The sequence below is a fragment of the Microbacterium sp. NPDC079176 genome (assembly GCF_040686675.1).
GTDB lineage: Bacteria > Actinomycetota > Actinomycetes > Actinomycetales > Microbacteriaceae > Microbacterium.
Window position 1 is genome coordinate 383,423 of the sequence record NZ_JBFBLM010000001.1, and the last position, 15,021, is coordinate 398,443.

Genomic DNA, 15,021 nt, shown 5'->3' on the forward strand with positions numbered 1-15,021 from the left:
GGCGTCAGCTCTCGGGCGGACCCTCGGGGCGGTGCGCGCGGCGGCCGTTCACGACGACCGGTCGCCCTGCGCGCTCCTGCCCCGGCAGCGGGCGCGAGCGTCGGCCGTAGATCAGCTCCGACGAGTCGAGCAGCCACGGCACGAGCGTGATCGAGACCCCGTGCACGAGCATCAGCTGGTTGGCCAGGCGGCGGGAGCGGCGGTTGTGCAGGAACGTCTCCCACCAGTGCCCCACGATGTACTGCGGCAGATAGACCGTGACCACGGACGAGCCGTGCTTCTCGCGGTACTGCTTGATGAACTGCGTCACCGGCTGTGCGAACGACCGGAACGGCGACTCGACGATCACCAGCGGGATCGGCACCAGGTGGTCTGCCCAGTCCTTCTGCAGCTGCGCGGCATCGTCGGATGCGACGGCGACGTGCACCGCCAGAGTCTTGCCGTGCTTGGCGGCGATCGCATAGTCGATGGCCTTGATCACGGGCTTCTGCAGGCGGTTGACGAGCACGATCGCCAGGTCGCCGGTCGCGCCGAACTTCGTCGTGTCGTCGATCGCGATCTCATGCTCGACGTCGCGGTAGTACCGCTTCACACCCATCATCAGGAACGCCAGCACCGGGATCGCGAAGAACACCAGGTAGGCGCCGTGCGTGAACTTCGTGATCGTCACGATCAGCAGCACCGCCACCGTCATCGCGGCGCCCACCGAGTTGATGACCAGCCCGATCTTCGCAGAGCGGCGGTCGGATGCCGAGGCGCCGTCGACGCCCGACCCGGGAGTCGTCTCGAGCGGCCCGCGCAGCACGCGGCGCCAGTGCCGGACCATGCCGATCTGCCCGAGCGAGAACGACACGAAGACGCCGATGATGTAGAGCTGGATCAGCGTGGTGAGCTTCGCCTGGAACACCACGAGCACGATGATCGCCGCGATCCCCAGCACGATCATGCCGTTCGAGAACACGAGGCGGTCGCCGCGGGTGTTCAGTGACTTGGGGGCGTATCCGTCACGGGCGAGCACCGAGCCGAGCAGCGGGAATCCGTTGAAGGCGGTGTTGGCCGCCAGCAGCAGCACGCAGGCGGTCGCCGCCTGGATGATGAAGAACAGGATGCTGCCGCCGCCGAACGTCGCAGACGCGATCTGCGCCATCAGGCTCGGCTGCGGGTTCGAGCAGTCGAAGCCGATCAGGTCGCACGGGTTCTCGGCGTAGTGCACGCCGGTGATCAGGGCCAGGGCGGTGAGCCCGGCGAACAGGCACGCGGCGATGGAACCCATCAGCACGAGCGTGGTCTGGGCGTTGCGGACCTTCGGGGTGCGGAAGGCGGGCACGCCGTTCGACACCGCCTCGACGCCGGTGAGGGCCGAGCATCCGCTCGAGAACGCCCGCAGGATCAGAAGGATCACCGCGGCCTGGCCGAGGTCTTCGGAGTGCACGGCGAACTCGGCGCTCGAGGCGACCGGCGCATCGCCGAGGAAGGTGCGGAACAGCCCGGTCACGATCATGAAGCCGACGGAGGCGATGAACACGTAGGTCGGGATCGCGAAGACGAGCGAGGCCTCGCGCACTCCTCGCAGGTTCACCAGGATGATGAGGATCACGAATCCGACCGCCAGCTCGACGCGCAGCGGATCGAGGCCCGGCACCGCCGAGATGATGTTGTCGACGCCGGATGCCACCGACACGGCGACCGTCAGCACGTAGTCGACCAGCAGCGCGGCCGCGACGATGACGCCGGGGATCTCGCCGAGGTTCTTCGAGGCGACCTCGTAGTCGCCGCCGCCCGAGGGGTAGGCCTTGATGAGCTGCCGGTAGCTGAGCACGACGACGATCAGCAGCACGACGACCGCGACCGCGACGAGCGGCGTGAACGACAGGAACGTCAGTCCGCCGATGAGGAGGATCATCACGAGCTCCTGCGGCGCGTAGGCGACCGAGCTCAGGGCGTCCGACGCGAAGATCGGCAACGCCATCTTCTTCGGGAGCAGCTGATCGTCGACCTGTGCGCTCGTCAGCGGGTCGCCGATGAGGATGCGCTTCACGCGAGGAGGAGCGTCGAGGTTGTCCCGGGTTTCATCTGACACGTCGGGCGACATTACGCCCGCGAACGGCTTCCTCACGCGTTCCTCACGGAATCCCTACGGGTGCCCCGGTGTCCCTAACGGAATCCTTACGCGGCCGAGGCGGTCACTCGGAATGAGGGCGCGGCATGTACCACTCGGTGAACGCGGTCGCCCGGCCCTCGGCATCCAGTCGGACGATCCAGAGATTGAGATAGTCCCTTTCAGACGGGTACTGCGTGCGCCCCTCGATCGCCACGAAGTCGTCATCCTCGCGGACGATCCACCACTCGAACGACCACGTGCCCGGATCGTCGAGGTCCTCGAGCCAGCCGGCGACGATGTCGGCCCGACCGACCCGCGGCTCGGCGTCGGGGCTCGTGAGGTAGATCGCGTCTTCGCTGAAGAGCGCCGCGATCTGCTGCGGGTCGTTCGATCGCCACGCCTCGACGTACGCCTCTGTCCACTTCTCGCCTGCGGTAGCCATGTCGTCCGTTGTAGACCCGGCCTCAGACATCGTCAAGACCGCGCCGGACCGAATTTCTCATCGGCGATGCACAGCCTGCGCCGATCACGAACGCGTAACGTCGGATGCATGACGTCCCTTCAGCTCACCGACGATGCGATCCAGCAGACTCGGGAGCTCCGCGATGAGTTCCAGCGGTTCCTGCGCGAGTACGAGTTCGGGATGCGGGAGGTGGAGACGAAGATCTCGATCCTGCGTGACGAGTTCACCCATCACCACGCGTACAACCCGATCGAGCACGTCAAGAGCCGGTTGAAGACCCCCGACAGCATCGTCGAGAAGATCGCCCGCAAGGGCATCGTCGAGCCTGACTTCGAACGCATCCGCTCCGAGATCACCGACATCGCCGGCGTGCGAGTCACGTGCAGCTTCGTCGCCGATGTGTACCGCCTGTTCGACCTGCTCACCGCGCAGGACGACGTCACCGTGCGCACCGTCAAGGACTACATCGCCACGCCGAAGGAGAACGGCTACAAGAGCCTGCACGCGATCATCGAGGTGCCGGTGTTCCTGTCGACCGGGGCGCTCGCGGTGCCGGTCGAGGTGCAGTTCCGGACCATCGCGATGGACTTCTGGGCCAGCCTCGAGCACAAGATCTATTACAAGTTCTCGAACCAGGTGCCCTCGCACCTCGTCGACAGCCTGACCGATGCGGCCGAGGCCGCCGCCGAGCTCGACAGCCGCATGGAGCGTCTGCATCGCGAGGCGCACGGAGTGCCGCAGCGCCAGCTCGCGCCGCCGCCCCCGCCGCACGTCGTGCAGGTCTGACCCGACGCTCGTCGTCTCCGGTGCGCGGCGCACGCGAGCGGCGCGGTGTTGCGCGCGGCGGCGGGCTCCGGGAGCATGGGCAGGTGGTGAAGACGCAGCAGCCCCCGGTCGCCGACCTCGAGCGCACCCTCGTCGAGCTCCCCGGTCTCGACCGCGGACGCCAGCTGTGCGAGTGCGACCACGGCGACGACGAGGCCTATGCCGCCTGCGGACGCAAGGCCAAGTGGCGCGTCACGGTCGACTGCGTCTGCGGGGAGAACCACCCGCGTCGCGTCGAGATCCTGTGCTCCCGGTGCCTGCGCACTCTGCGCCAGCTGCAGGACCGCGACACCATCACCGCGCGGCGTCTCTGACGCACCGGCGCTCGCGACCATCCGTTCGCGCCTTCGCTCCGAACAACCGCTGACCACACCGTCGGCGGTGCGAAGGAGCAGATCATGGCACAGCGCAGCAAAGACCCACAGCGCAGCAAGGGCAGACGATTCATCCTCTGGGCAGCACTCTCGGGTGTGATCAGCGGTGCCGTCTTCCTCGCCACCGCAGAGCTGTTCGCGCTGATCTTCGCGCGCTCAGCGAGCCCGATCCTCGCGGTCGGCGGTTTCGTGATCGACATCGTGCCGCAGCCCTTCAAGGAATTCGCGATCGCGACCTTCGGCGAGTACGACAAGATCGCGCTGCTGGTCGGTCTCGGTCTCGCGGTGGTGATCGCGTCGGCGATCGCCGGAATCCTTCAGCTGCTCCGTCCCCCGCTCGGCGTGATCGCCCTGGTGGTCGCGGGCGCGCTCTCCACCGCGGCGATCGTGACGAGGGCGGGAGTCACGCCCCTCGCCTTCCTGCCACCCGTGCTCGGCACCATCGCAGGGTCGATCCTGATGGTGCTCCTGATCCGCCGTCTGAAGACGTGGAAGGCCTCGGCGGTTCCCGCCGTGATGACCGACCGCAAGGGTGAGGGTCTCGCCGCGACCGGCACCGGGACGGTGGGCCAGGATGCCGCGCAGCCGCCGAAGGATCTGGGGCGTCGGCAGTTCTTCATCCTCGCCGGGATCGCGAGCGTCTCGGCGGTCGTCGTCGGCATCGCGTCGCGCACGGTGAGCATGACGGTCGCCTCCGTGGCGTCGATCCGGGAGGCGCTGAAGCTCCCGGCGCCGAAGTCGACGGTCACGGTGCCGAAGGGCGCCGAGCTCGACATCCCGGGCCTGAGCAAGCTGTTCACCCCGAACAAGGACTTCTACCGCGTCGACACCGCGCTGACCGTGCCCACGATCGACCCCAGCACCTGGCGTCTCGTGATCGACGGCATGGTCGATCAGCGCGTCGAGATGAGCTTCCAGGACCTCCTCGACATGGGGCTCGACGAGTATGCGATCACCCTCACCTGCGTCTCGAACGAGGTGGGCGGCGACCTCGTCGGCAATGCGAAGTGGCTCGGCGTCCCGCTGCGCGATGTTCTCAAGAAGGCAGGGGTGAAGTCCGGAGCCGACATGGTGCTGTCGAAGAGCGTCGACGGATACACCGCGAGCACGCCGCTGTCGGCGCTGACCGACGACAACCTCGATGCGATCCTCGCGGTGGGCATGAACGGCGAGCCGCTGCCGCTCGAGCACGGGTTCCCGGTGCGCATGGTCGTTCCCGGTCTCTACGGCTACGTCTCGGCGACGAAGTGGCTGACCGAGCTCAAGGTGACGACGTTCGACAAGGACGAGGCCTACTGGACCCCGCGTGGATACAGCGCCGAGGCGCCGATCAAGTTCGCCTCGCGCGTCGACACTCCCAAGGTCGGCGAGGCGGTCAAGGCCGGCCGCATCCCGATCGCGGGCGTCGCGTGGGCGCAGTCGGTCGGCATCGAGCGGGTCGAGGTGCGCATCGATGAGGGCGACTGGATGCCGGCGACGCTGTCGGCACCGATCAACGAGGACACCTGGGTGCAGTGGTTCATGGAGTGGGATGCCACGCCGGGCACGCACTACGTGGCCGTGCGAGCCATCAACAAGAACGGCGACCTGCAGATCGAAGAGCGGGCGCCGATCGCGCCGAACGGTTCGTCGGGGTGGCAGCGGTCGCTGATCCGAGTCGCCTGATGCCGGTGCGTGACCCCGGGTCTCGCCCTAGTGTGGGAGCCATGACGTCGCTCCCCGCCTGCGTGATCACTGTCTCGGATCGATCCTTCACGGGTGAACGCGAAGACAGGGGAGGGCCGATCGCGGTCGGGCTGCTGCGGGATGCCGGGTGGCACTGCCCGGATGCCGAGGTCATCGCCGACGGCGCCACCTCGGTCGCGGATGCGCTGCGCCGAGCGGTGGCCCGCGGCGTGAGGCTGATCGTGACGACCGGGGGGACCGGCGTCAGTCCGCGCGATGAGACGCCGGAGGGCACCCGTCGGGTGATCACCCGCGAGGTGCCCGGCATCGCCGAGGAGCTGCGCCGCAGCGGCCTCGCCGACACCCCGCTGTCCCTGGTCTCTCGTGGCGTGGCGGGCATCGTCGACCCGGCCGGATCGCTCGTGGTGAATCTTCCCGGGTCGCCCCGGGCCGTGGCATCCGGTGTTCCCGTCGTGCTCACCGTCGCCAGACACGTCGTCGACCAGGTCGAGGGCGGTGATCACTCGTGAACGAGGTGCGGATCGCAGCGATCTCGGAGGAGAAGCTCGACGTCGACGCGCATCTCGCTGCGGTGGACGACCCGGCCCTGGGCGGGGTCACGACCTTCATCGGGCGCGTGCGCGACAACGACCCCGATGCGACGACCCCGGTGGTCGGGCTCGAATACAGCTCGCACCCCGATGCGGAGCCGACGCTGCGACGCATCGCCGAGGAGGCGGCAGCGGATGCCGTCGGCGACGCCAGGGTCGTGGTCGCCGTGAGCCACCGCATCGGTCGCCTCGACGTCGGGGATGCGGCTGTGGTCATCGCGGTCGCGGCAGAGCATCGTGCTGAGGCCTTCGAGGTGTGCCGCGCGGTCATCGAGGACATCAAGACGTCGCTGCCGGTGTGGAAGCGCCAGGTCGAGTCGGACGGCTCGACCTCGTGGAAGGGCATCGGCGGCTGAGTCGAGTTGCGGCTGCTTCACGCGGCCATTCGCGCTTCTGAAGGCCGTTTTCGGCATCCGCGTCCTTCTGACGCGCAGATCGCCGCACGAAGCGCACGCCCCGCGGGCATCGCTTCGCCTGCGGCCTATCCCCCGGCGAACGGGGGAAGCACGTCGATCAGCTGGGCGTCGTCGAGCGGACGGTCGTCATCGCTGCGCACACCGTCGACCATGACCGCGCACCGCGGAAGGATGTCGGCGAGCGCCGGATGGTCGGCGACGACGGCGGCGCGCAGCTGCTCGAGCGAGTGCTCGCCGCGGTCCTCGGCGTCGGTGCCCGCGGCCTCGGCGGCCGCAGCGAAATAGCGGACGCGGGTGGTCACAGCGTCTCTCCCTCGCGCACCCAGTCGCCCGAGCGCCCGCCCGACTTCGCGACGATGCGCACGTCTTCGATCACGACCGAGCGGTCGAGGCCCTTGATCATGTCGACGATCGCGAGGGCGCTCACCGAGACCGCTGTGAGGGCCTCCATCTCGACGCCGGTGCGGTCGGCAGTGCCGACGGTCGCCTCGACGTGCACGCCGTCGTCGACGATGTCGAGTTCGACCGACGCGCGGTGCACGCCGATCACGTGGGCGAGGGGCAGCAGAGCGGGTGTCGACTTGGCGGCCTGGATGCCGGCGATGCGGGCGACCGCGAGCACGTCGCCCTTGGGTGCGGTGCCGTCGCGCAGGGCCGCGATGACTTCGGTGCCGCAGCGCACGAATCCGCGCGCGGTGGCGGTGCGGACCGTCGGCTGCTTGCCGGTCACATCGACCATGTGGGCGTGGCCGGCCGAATCGAGATGCGTGAAGCTCATCCGACCAGCATGACATCGATCGCATCGCCCACGGCGACGGCCTCGACCTCAGCGGGCACGACGGCGAACGCGTGGGCGCGGGCGAGTCCGCCGGCCAGGTGCGATCCCGAGCCGCCCGAGGTCGCCGGGCGCACGGTCCTGTTCACGAGGTCGACGACGGCGGGCAGGTACTGACGGCGTCCCGGCGGGGTGGTCCACGCGGCATCCGCGGTGAAGGATGCGCGCGGGCGGTGGATCTCGGAGCGACCCTGCAGCGCCAGCAGTGCGGGGCGCACGAACACCTCGAACGACACCGCCACGCTCACGGGGTTTCCGGGAAGACCGAACACCAGAGTGCCGGCGTCGAGCACACCGAACGCCTGCGGCTTGCCCGGCTGCATCGCGACGCTCGCGAACTCGACCTCGCCCTGTCCGTCGAACGCGCCGCGCACGGGCTCGTACGCACCGGCGCTCACGCCGCCGGTGAACACGATCACGTCAGCGCCGCGTTCTACGGCGGTCGCCGTGACGGTGCGCACGGCATCGGCGTCGTCCGCGACTCGGGCGACGAGCACGACCTCGGCGTCGGCATCGGCGACGAGGAGCTCGAGCAGCGGACCGTTGGAATCGGGGATGCGGCCGCGCGCTGCGGGCTCGCCCGGCTCGAGCAGCTCGCTGCCGGTGGATACGACGGCCACCCGGGGTGCGCGTGTCACCGTCACGCTCTCGACCCCGGCGGCGACGGCGGCGGACAGCTGGAACGCTCCGAGGCGCTCGCCGGCGAGCACCACTGCGTCACCGGCGCGCAGGTCGGCGCCGCGACGGCGGATGAACGCTCCTGCGGTCGACGGTGCGCGCAGCACCCGCACCTCGCCGAGCGAATCGGCGAGACCGCCGACGGTGTCCTCGAAAGGCACGATCGCGTCCGCCGCCGTCGGGGCGGGTGAGCCGGTCATGATGCGTGCCGCCTCGCCGGCTCCGAGTGCCGGGTCGTCCGACACCCCGGCGGGCAGATCTGCGACGACGCGGAGCACGACAGGGTTCTCGTCGGATGCCGAGGCGACATCCGCCGCTCGCACGGCGAAGCCGTCCATCGCGGAGTTGTCGAAGAGCGGGATGTCGTGCGCCGCCGTCGCAGGCTCTGCGAGCGTGCGCTGGGCCGCGTCCCGGATCGCCCGTGTCTCGGCGGGCAGTGCGCGTACGGCATCCAGCACCCGCGCGAGCTGATCCTCGACGGATCGGCGGCCGCCGTCCGCGGCGCTCATGCCGACACCGCCGAACGGATAGCGATCTCGTGCTGTCTCGAGGTGAGGGAGTCGATCATCGCGAGCCGGCCGAGCAGCGGCTCGCCCGCCCCGGTGATGAGCTTCACGACCTCGCCCGCCAGCATCCCGCCCACCTGCACGCACAGGGCCCCGAGCACGCCGACCTGCGCGCAGCTGGGCGGCTCGCCCTCGGTGCCGAGCGGGAAGAGATCGGTGAGCACCACGGGCGTGTGGCCTTCGGGGGGATTCGACCAGAACACGGTGGCCTGCGCGTGCCACTCCTGCACGGCACCCCACACGAGCGGGATGCCGAGGGTCTCGGTCGCAGCGGCGACGTCGCGGCGGGTCGCGAAGGAGTCGCTCGTGTCGACCACGATGTCGGCCCCGGCGAACAGGCGCTCGGCGTTCTCGGAGTCGAGTCGCTCGGAGGCCGTCATGACCTCCGCACCCGGTGACAGTGCGCTGATCGCGCGCGCCGCCGAAATGGTCTTGGGGCGGCCGATGTCCTCGACACGGTGGGCGAGCTGGCGCTGCAGATTGGTCAGCTCCACGATGTCGTCGTCGATCACCGTGATGCTGCCGATTCCTGCCGCGGCCAGTGCGAGGAGCACGGGGGAGCCGATGCCGCCGGCGCCGACCACGGTGACGTGGGCCGCGGCGAGACGGCGCTGCCCCTCCTCTCCGATGCCCGTGAGCACCGCGTGCCTGGCGGTGCGGACGAGTTCGGCCGGGTCGAGGGCGGGCGCGGGAGCGACGAGCGGCTGCATGGCACCAGGCTATGCCCGGGGTGAGCGATTGCGGCGGGCGCGAGGGTATTCGTCCGGAGTTCGCCGCGGACGGATGCCGCGCGAGCGCGTTGCTTCCGCGAATGCGGTGATTTACTGTGTCAGCATCCGCGTCTGCGGTAGTGTGCACCCATGCAGAGCTTTCGGATCGCCCGCGCAGCACAGCTGCTCGGAGTGAGCGATGACACGGTGCGGCGCTGGATCGATCAGGGCCTGCTGCCGACGACGGATGCCGTCCCTGCCGAGATCCCCGGTGACGCTCTCGCCGCCCGCGCTGTGGAGCTCGCCGAGGAGGCGCAGGCGTCGGATCATGCTCTCTCGAGCGCCCGCAACCGCTTCGTCGGCATCGTGACGCGCGTGCAGATCGACGGAGTGATGGCACAGGTCGATCTGCAGTCCGGACCCCACCGCGTCGTCTCGCTCATGTCGGCCGAGGCCGCCCGCGAGCTGAACCTGGAGGTCGGCTCGCTCGCCACCGCATCCGTCAAGGCGACCAACGTCGTCGTCGAAGTGCCGAAGGGCTGACATGAATCGCGCCCTGCGTCGCACCGTCGCGGTCGTCCTGGCCGCCGCCGCTCTCGCCCTCACAGGGTGCACCGCCGAAGCCCCGGCCCCTGCCAGCTCGGGAGATGCACCGGAGGGTGCCGTCAGCGGCGAGCTCACGGTGTACGCCGCCGCATCGCTGTCGGGCGCCTTCGACGAGATCGGTGCGGCCTTCACCGACGAGAACCCCGATGTGACGTTCAGCGGCGTCTACGACGGATCGTCGACGCTGGTCACCCAGCTGCGCGAGGGCGCTCCGGCCGACGTCTTCGCCTCGGCCGACGAGGCGAACATGGACAAGCTCGAGGATGCCGCGGTCGACCCGACCCTGTTCGCCTCCAACACGCTCGTGATCGCCGTTCCCACGGGCAATCCGGGTGGCGTCGAGACCCTCGCCGATCTGGCCGACGTCACCACCGTGCTGTGCGCCCCCGAGGTGCCGTGCGGCGCCGCCTCGGCGACGCTGCTCTCGAACGCCGGCGTCGCGGTCGACGCCGCGAGCCTCGAACAGAACGTCACCGCCGTGCTCACCAAGGTCGCAGCCGGTGAGGCGGATGCGGGCCTCGTCTACGCCACCGACGTCGTCGGTCGCGACGATGTCGAGGTGATCGTGCCCGACGGTGCCGACGAGGTCGTCAACCACTATCCGATCGCGACGTTGTCAGAGGCATCGAACTCTGCGGCCGCCGACGCGTTCGTCGCGTTCGTGCTGTCGGATGATGGCCAGAGCATCCTGGCCGACTTCGGCTTCGGAGCGCCGTGACTGCGGCCGCTTCACACGGATACGCGCCGCGTGCCCTGGCCATCCCGGCCCTGATCGGTCTCGCGTTCCTCATCCTCCCGCTCGCGGCGCTCGTCGCCCGTGTCGAGTGGTCGACCTTCATCGCCGACGTGACGTCGGAGGCCGCGCGCTCGGCTCTGCTCCTGTCGCTCGGCACCGGCCTCGTCGCCACTCTTCTGTGCATCGTGATCGGTGTGCCGCTGGCGTTGACGATCGCCCGCTCCGGGCCCCGCCTGGCCGCCGTGCTGCGGGCCGCTGTCACGGTGCCGCTCGTGCTGCCGCCGATGGTCGGCGGTGTCGCCCTGCTCTACCTGTTCGGGCGGGCGGGGTGGTTCGGCGGTCTCGGGATCTCCTTCAGTACGCCGGCCGTCGTGCTCGCGCAGACCTTTGTGGCGCTGCCGTTCCTCGTGCTGGCGGTCGAAGGGGCTGTGCGCACCTCCGGCGTCGAGTACGAGCGGACCGCCGCCGCGCTCGGAGCCGGCCGCTGGACGATCCTGCGCCGCATAACGCTGCCGCTCGCGGCGCCCGGGATCGTCGCGGGCGTGGTGCTGTGCTTCGCCCGGGCCATCGGCGAGTTCGGCGCGACGGCACTCTTCGCGGGCAACCGACCCGGCGTCACGCAGACCATGCCCCTGGCGATCTACACGGCCTTCAACGGCGCAGGCGTCACCCAGGGGGCCGCGGTCGCCCTCGCGCTGCTGCTGCTCGCCACGGCGATCCTCGTGCTGCTGCTCGTGCGCGGCTGGCGGCCGGGTGCCGCTCGATGAGCGCGCCTACTGTCGCCGGGCTGCGCGCCCGCGTGGTCGTGCCGCGAGAGCACTTCACCGTCGATGTCTCGCTGCAGGTCGAGACCGGCGAGACGGTCGCCGTGATGGGACCCAGCGGAGCGGGCAAGTCGACGCTGCTGCAGGCGCTCGCCGGACTCGAGCCACTGGGCGGGGGCGAGATCGCCGTCGAGGGCCGGGTCGTCGACCGGGTCGCGAAGCCTCGGATGAGGACCGAGCCGATGCGCCGCGGGGTCGTGCTGCTCGGGCAGAAGCCCCGGCTGTTCCCGCATCTGTCGGCGCGCGAGAACGTGGCGTTCGGGCCCCGTGCCGCGGGCACTGACGCACGCGCGGCGCGGGCGGGGGCCGACGATTGGCTCGCACGGGTCGGACTCCCCGGCTCCGGAGAGCGGATGCCGCACGAGCTGTCCGGCGGCGAGCAGCAACGGGTCGCGGTCGCTCGCGCGCTCGCCGCATCCCCTCGCGTCGTACTGCTCGACGAGCCACTCGTCGCCCTCGACCCCGAGACGGCCGGCGACATCCGGCGGATGCTGCGCGACCAGCTCATCTCGACCACGACCGTCGCGGTCACGCACGATGCCGCGGATGCCGTCGCGCTCGCCGACCGGCTGATCGTCGTCGAGGCTGGTCGCGTGACGCAGGAGGGCCCGGTGCGCGAGGTGCTCGCCGCCCCGGCATCCGGTTTCGTCGCGTCGATCGCCGGGGTCAACCGCCTGGTCGGGGTCGCGAGTGGGGGAGCATGGCGCAGCGGCGACGCGCGGTTGACCAGCGCCCATCCTGCATCGCGTGCTCTCGCGGCGACCGACGGCGCGGCACTCGCCGCGGTCTTCCGCCCGGGCGATGTGCGGATCGCCGAGGCGGGACCGGAGTCGTGGCCGGCTGCGGTGAGGCGCATCGAGCCCACGCTGGGAGGCGTGTGCGTGCACACCGATGCAGGCGCGATCGACCTGTCGCTGGATGCTGCCGGAGGCGTGGCGGTCGGCGATCTGATCCGTCTGCGTGTGGATCCGGCGCTGGTGCGGTTCGTCGCAGTTCCTCGAGCTGCAGCCGTGCGCTGAGCTCGCCCGATGACTGGTGAACTCCCGGGTGAATCTCCAGCCAGGTGGCCTGGACGAGCGCCGCGCGTCCCGAGAGGACCTGGCAATATGCCGGTCGTCGCGCCCGCATGGGCCGCACGACGCGGGGCGCGGGTAGTCTCGGAACATGTCGGGGAGAGGGAAACTGCGATGACGGCCGTGCCGGTCGTGATCGGTGTGCGCTCGCCGCATCCCGTGGTCGCCACAGACCCCGCGCCCGCGTCGCAGGGACTCATCGACACCCACGGTCGCGTGCACCGCGACCTGCGCATCTCGCTGACCGACCGCTGCTCGCTGCGCTGCACCTACTGCATGCCCGAGCAGGGAAACGAATGGCTCGCGCGCACCAGCATCCTGTCGACCGACGAGATCGTCGAAGTGGCGCAGGTCGCCGCATCGCTCGGCATCCGCACCTTCCGGCTCACCGGCGGTGAGCCGCTGCTGCGTGCCGACATCGTCGACGTCGTGCGCCGTGTCTCGGCGATCGAGGGGGACGAAGGCCCTGTCGAGGTCGCCATGACGACGAACGGCATCACGCTCGCGAAGCACCTGCCCGACCTGATCGACGCCGGCCTCACGCGACTGAACATCAGCATCGACACGGTCGATCGTCAGCGCTTCGCCGACCTCACGCGTCGAGACCGCATCGACGACGTGTTCGAGGGCATCGCGGCAGCGGCGGCATCCGAACTGCGCCCGCTCAAACTCAACACGGTCGCGATGCGCGGCGTGAACGACGACGAGTTGCCCGACCTGGTCGCGTTCGCGATGGAGGTCGGTGCGCAGCTGCGCTTCATCGAGCAGATGCCGCTCGACGCCGGGCACACCTGGGATCGCGCCTCGATGGTCACGCGCGAGGAGATCCTCGAGAAGCTCAGCGCGCGGTGGGAGCTGGAGCCGGTTCCCGGCCGCGGCGGTGCGCCGGCGGAGAAGTGGCGCATCGACGGCGGACCGCACGAGGTCGGCGTCATCGCCTCGGTCACCGCACCCTTCTGCGGCGCGTGCGACCGACTTCGACTGACCGCCGACGGACAACTGCGAAACTGCCTCTTCTCGAATGCCGAGTACGACCTGATCGGCGTGCTGCGGCCGGACGCGCAGGCTGCTCCCGCTCAGCGAGCCGATGCGATCGGCGCCATGCTGCGTTCCTGCGTGCACGGCAAGCTGCCGGGGCACGCGATCAACGACCCGTCATTCCTGCAGCCCGCCCGTGGCATGAACGCCATCGGCGGCTGAGTCAGCCCCGCTTCGCGTTCACAATTCAGCAGAGAACGTGCGTTCCGCGTGCTCAGGGCCTGAATCCGGCCCGATCCCGACCGCTCATGCTGAATTGTGAACGGCGAGAACGCGCGTCAGTCGAGGAACTCCCGCGCGGCGGCCGACAGTGCGGTGACGCCGACCTCGATCGTCGGGTGGATCTCGGGCGCGAAGAACGGCGAGTGGTTGGTCGGGATGTCCTTGTCGAGCGTGCCGGCGGCGGCGGATGCCGCGAACTTCGCCGCATCGATGCCGCCCCAGAACCAGAAGACCAGCGGCGCGCCGGTGTCGCGGGCGAACCACGACACGTCCTCGCTGCCGGTGAACATCCCGGGGTCGACGACCGACGCCTCGCCGAGCGCGCGCTGCAGGGCGGAGGTGACGCGCGCGGTGGCATCGGCGTCGTTGATCGTCGGCGGCAGGGTGTGGTCGGTGCGGATCTCGGGCTCGCGCTCGGCTCCGGATGCCGCCGCCTCGGCCCGCACGATGCGCTCGACGCTCGCGAGCACCTTGTCGCGCATCTCGTCGTTCGGATAGCGCAGGCTGAGCTCGAGCTTGGCCTCGGCCGGGATGATGTTGTTCTTGAGGCCCGCATGGATCGAGCCGACCGTCACCACCGCGACATCGCGCGGGTCGACCTCGCGCGATGCGATGGTCTGCAGCCGCATGACGGTCGCCGCGGCCATGACGACCGGGTCGATCGTGGAGTGCGGGCGTGAGCCGTGTCCGCCGCGTCCGTGCAGCACGACGGTGAGTCCGTCGGATGCCGCCATCTGCGTGCCGGGGCGCACGCCGATGGTTCCGGCGGGCAGGGGAGTGACGTGCTGGCCGAGCACGACGTCGGGGTGCGGCACGAGATCGCGCAGTCCGGCGTCGAGCATGGCACGGGACCCGGCGCCGTACTCCTCGGCGGGCTGGATGAGCACGACCACGGTTCCCGACCAGTCGGCCTTCTCGGCGACGAGCTTCTCGACGGCGCCGATCATCGCCGTGACGTGCATGTCGTGGCCGCAGGCGTGCATGACGGGCACGGTGTTGCCGGCCGGATCGATGCCGGTCGCGGTGCTCGCGTACGCCAGCCCGGTCTCCTCGCCGACGGGCAGCGCGTCCATGTCGGCGCGCGCCCACACGACCGGGCCGTCGCCGTTGCGCAGGATGCCGACCACGCCGGTGACGCCGATTCCCTCGTGCACCTCGAGGCCGAGATCCCGCAGGTGGCCCGCGGCGATGCCGGCGGTGCGCGTCTCCTGGAACGAGAGCTCGGGATGCTGGTGCAGGTCGGTGTAGAGCGCTTCGAGGTCGATCGTCATGGCCCGA

The 15,021-nt window shown here is 70.0% G+C and carries 17 protein-coding genes; 10 read left to right on the forward strand and 7 right to left on the reverse strand.

Annotation, left to right across the window (positions count from 1 at the left end):
- Positions 1–4 precede the first annotated feature (4 nt).
- Positions 5–2,092, reverse strand: coding sequence for an APC family permease (locus AB0P11_RS01885; RefSeq protein ID WP_053098550.1), 2,088 nt, complete (start codon positions 2,090–2,092; stop codon positions 5–7).
- Between the two features lie 91 nt (positions 2,093–2,183).
- Positions 2,184–2,543, reverse strand: coding sequence for a nuclear transport factor 2 family protein (locus tag AB0P11_RS01890; protein ID WP_056276387.1), 360 nt, complete (start codon positions 2,541–2,543; stop codon positions 2,184–2,186).
- A 108-nt stretch (positions 2,544–2,651) separates the two neighbouring features.
- On the opposite strand from AB0P11_RS01890, the gene AB0P11_RS01895 reads away from it, so the two are divergent.
- The 5 genes from AB0P11_RS01895 (at position 2,652) to AB0P11_RS01915 (ending at position 6,395) form a co-directional block, all read left to right on the forward strand.
- A complete protein-coding gene (locus tag AB0P11_RS01895; protein WP_053098552.1) occupies positions 2,652–3,350 on the forward strand; it encodes a GTP pyrophosphokinase family protein in 699 nt (232 codons plus the stop codon).
- An 83-nt stretch (positions 3,351–3,433) separates the two neighbouring features.
- Positions 3,434–3,703 carry a hypothetical protein gene (locus AB0P11_RS01900; RefSeq protein WP_053098553.1) on the forward strand — a complete coding sequence of 90 codons (270 nt, stop codon included), beginning with the start codon at positions 3,434–3,436 and terminating at the stop codon, positions 3,701–3,703.
- Between the two features lie 84 nt (positions 3,704–3,787).
- The gene (locus tag AB0P11_RS01905; protein WP_056276389.1) at positions 3,788–5,428 is read left to right on the forward strand and encodes a molybdopterin-dependent oxidoreductase; all 1,641 of its coding nucleotides are present in this window, start codon (positions 3,788–3,790) and stop codon (positions 5,426–5,428) included.
- A gap of 41 nt (positions 5,429–5,469) precedes the next feature.
- The gene (locus AB0P11_RS01910) at positions 5,470–5,958 is read left to right on the forward strand and encodes a MogA/MoaB family molybdenum cofactor biosynthesis protein (protein ID WP_363519291.1); all 489 of its coding nucleotides are present in this window, start codon (positions 5,470–5,472) and stop codon (positions 5,956–5,958) included.
- The gene (locus AB0P11_RS01915; RefSeq protein WP_072590597.1) at positions 5,955–6,395 is read left to right on the forward strand and encodes a molybdenum cofactor biosynthesis protein MoaE; all 441 of its coding nucleotides are present in this window, start codon (positions 5,955–5,957) and stop codon (positions 6,393–6,395) included. The genes AB0P11_RS01910 and AB0P11_RS01915 overlap by 4 nt, the downstream gene beginning before the upstream one ends.
- 125 nt (positions 6,396–6,520) lie before the next feature.
- Here AB0P11_RS01915 and AB0P11_RS01920 read toward each other — a convergent pair whose 3' ends face one another.
- The 4 genes from AB0P11_RS01920 to AB0P11_RS01935 are packed head-to-tail and all read right to left on the reverse strand — an operon-like array spanning position 6,521 to position 9,244.
- Positions 6,521–6,757, reverse strand: coding sequence for a MoaD/ThiS family protein (locus AB0P11_RS01920; protein ID WP_056276399.1), 237 nt, complete (start codon positions 6,755–6,757; stop codon positions 6,521–6,523).
- A complete protein-coding gene (gene moaC / locus AB0P11_RS01925; protein ID WP_363519296.1) occupies positions 6,754–7,233 on the reverse strand; it encodes a cyclic pyranopterin monophosphate synthase MoaC in 480 nt (159 codons plus the stop codon). Before moaC ends, AB0P11_RS01920 begins: the two co-directional genes overlap by 4 nt.
- Positions 7,230–8,477, reverse strand: coding sequence for a gephyrin-like molybdotransferase Glp (glp, locus tag AB0P11_RS01930; protein ID WP_363519299.1), 1,248 nt, complete (start codon positions 8,475–8,477; stop codon positions 7,230–7,232). The genes moaC and glp overlap by 4 nt, the downstream gene beginning before the upstream one ends.
- On the reverse strand, positions 8,474–9,244 hold the full coding sequence (locus tag AB0P11_RS01935) for a HesA/MoeB/ThiF family protein (RefSeq protein ID WP_363519302.1): 771 nt from the start codon (positions 9,242–9,244) through the stop codon (positions 8,474–8,476). Before AB0P11_RS01935 ends, glp begins: the two co-directional genes overlap by 4 nt.
- Positions 9,245–9,394: 150 nt before the next feature.
- Here AB0P11_RS01935 and AB0P11_RS01940 point away from each other — a divergent pair, with 150 nt between their 5' ends.
- The 5 genes from AB0P11_RS01940 (at position 9,395) to moaA (ending at position 13,683) form a co-directional block, all read left to right on the forward strand.
- Positions 9,395–9,787: a TOBE domain-containing protein gene (locus tag AB0P11_RS01940; protein WP_056276411.1), complete on the forward strand. Its 393-nt coding sequence runs from the start codon at positions 9,395–9,397 to the stop codon at positions 9,785–9,787.
- Position 9,788: 1 nt separating this feature from the next.
- Positions 9,789–10,568 carry a molybdate ABC transporter substrate-binding protein gene (gene modA, locus AB0P11_RS01945; protein ID WP_363519305.1) on the forward strand — a complete coding sequence of 260 codons (780 nt, stop codon included), beginning with the start codon at positions 9,789–9,791 and terminating at the stop codon, positions 10,566–10,568.
- The gene (gene modB / locus AB0P11_RS01950) at positions 10,565–11,353 is read left to right on the forward strand and encodes a molybdate ABC transporter permease subunit (RefSeq protein ID WP_053098563.1); all 789 of its coding nucleotides are present in this window, start codon (positions 10,565–10,567) and stop codon (positions 11,351–11,353) included. Before modA ends, modB begins: the two co-directional genes overlap by 4 nt.
- Positions 11,350–12,429 (forward strand): ABC transporter ATP-binding protein, encoded by a 1,080-nt coding sequence (locus AB0P11_RS01955; RefSeq protein WP_363519308.1) that lies wholly within the window; start codon positions 11,350–11,352, stop codon positions 12,427–12,429. The genes modB and AB0P11_RS01955 overlap by 4 nt, the downstream gene beginning before the upstream one ends.
- A 168-nt stretch (positions 12,430–12,597) precedes the next feature.
- Positions 12,598–13,683: a GTP 3',8-cyclase MoaA gene (gene moaA, locus AB0P11_RS01960; protein ID WP_363519311.1), complete on the forward strand. Its 1,086-nt coding sequence runs from the start codon at positions 12,598–12,600 to the stop codon at positions 13,681–13,683.
- A gap of 116 nt (positions 13,684–13,799) precedes the next feature.
- Here moaA and AB0P11_RS01965 read toward each other — a convergent pair whose 3' ends face one another.
- The gene (locus AB0P11_RS01965; protein WP_053098565.1) at positions 13,800–15,014 is read right to left on the reverse strand and encodes an amidohydrolase; all 1,215 of its coding nucleotides are present in this window, start codon (positions 15,012–15,014) and stop codon (positions 13,800–13,802) included.
- Between the last annotated feature and the right edge of the window lie 7 nt (positions 15,015–15,021).

Bases quoted from the DNA above. Each gene is read 5' to 3' on its own strand.
- AB0P11_RS01885 (WP_053098550.1), bottom strand. From the start codon at position 2,092: ATGTCGCCCGACGTGTCAGATGAAACCCGGGACAACCTCGACGCTCCT.
- AB0P11_RS01890 (WP_056276387.1), bottom strand. From the start codon at position 2,543: ATGGCTACCGCAGGCGAGAAGTGGACAGAGGCGTACGTCGAGGCGTGG.
- AB0P11_RS01895 (WP_053098552.1), top strand. From the start codon at position 2,652: ATGACGTCCCTTCAGCTCACCGACGATGCGATCCAGCAGACTCGGGAG.
- AB0P11_RS01905 (WP_056276389.1), top strand. From the start codon at position 3,788: ATGGCACAGCGCAGCAAAGACCCACAGCGCAGCAAGGGCAGACGATTC.
- AB0P11_RS01910 (WP_363519291.1), top strand. From the start codon at position 5,470: ATGACGTCGCTCCCCGCCTGCGTGATCACTGTCTCGGATCGATCCTTC.
- moaC (WP_363519296.1), bottom strand. From the start codon at position 7,233: ATGAGCTTCACGCATCTCGATTCGGCCGGCCACGCCCACATGGTCGAT.
- glp (WP_363519299.1), bottom strand. From the start codon at position 8,477: ATGAGCGCCGCGGACGGCGGCCGCCGATCCGTCGAGGATCAGCTCGCG.
- AB0P11_RS01935 (WP_363519302.1), bottom strand. From the start codon at position 9,244: ATGCAGCCGCTCGTCGCTCCCGCGCCCGCCCTCGACCCGGCCGAACTC.
- AB0P11_RS01940 (WP_056276411.1), top strand. From the start codon at position 9,395: ATGCAGAGCTTTCGGATCGCCCGCGCAGCACAGCTGCTCGGAGTGAGC.
- modA (WP_363519305.1), top strand. From the start codon at position 9,789: ATGAATCGCGCCCTGCGTCGCACCGTCGCGGTCGTCCTGGCCGCCGCC.
- AB0P11_RS01955 (WP_363519308.1), top strand. From the start codon at position 11,350: ATGAGCGCGCCTACTGTCGCCGGGCTGCGCGCCCGCGTGGTCGTGCCG.
- moaA (WP_363519311.1), top strand. From the start codon at position 12,598: ATGACGGCCGTGCCGGTCGTGATCGGTGTGCGCTCGCCGCATCCCGTG.
- AB0P11_RS01965 (WP_053098565.1), bottom strand. From the start codon at position 15,014: ATGACGATCGACCTCGAAGCGCTCTACACCGACCTGCACCAGCATCCC.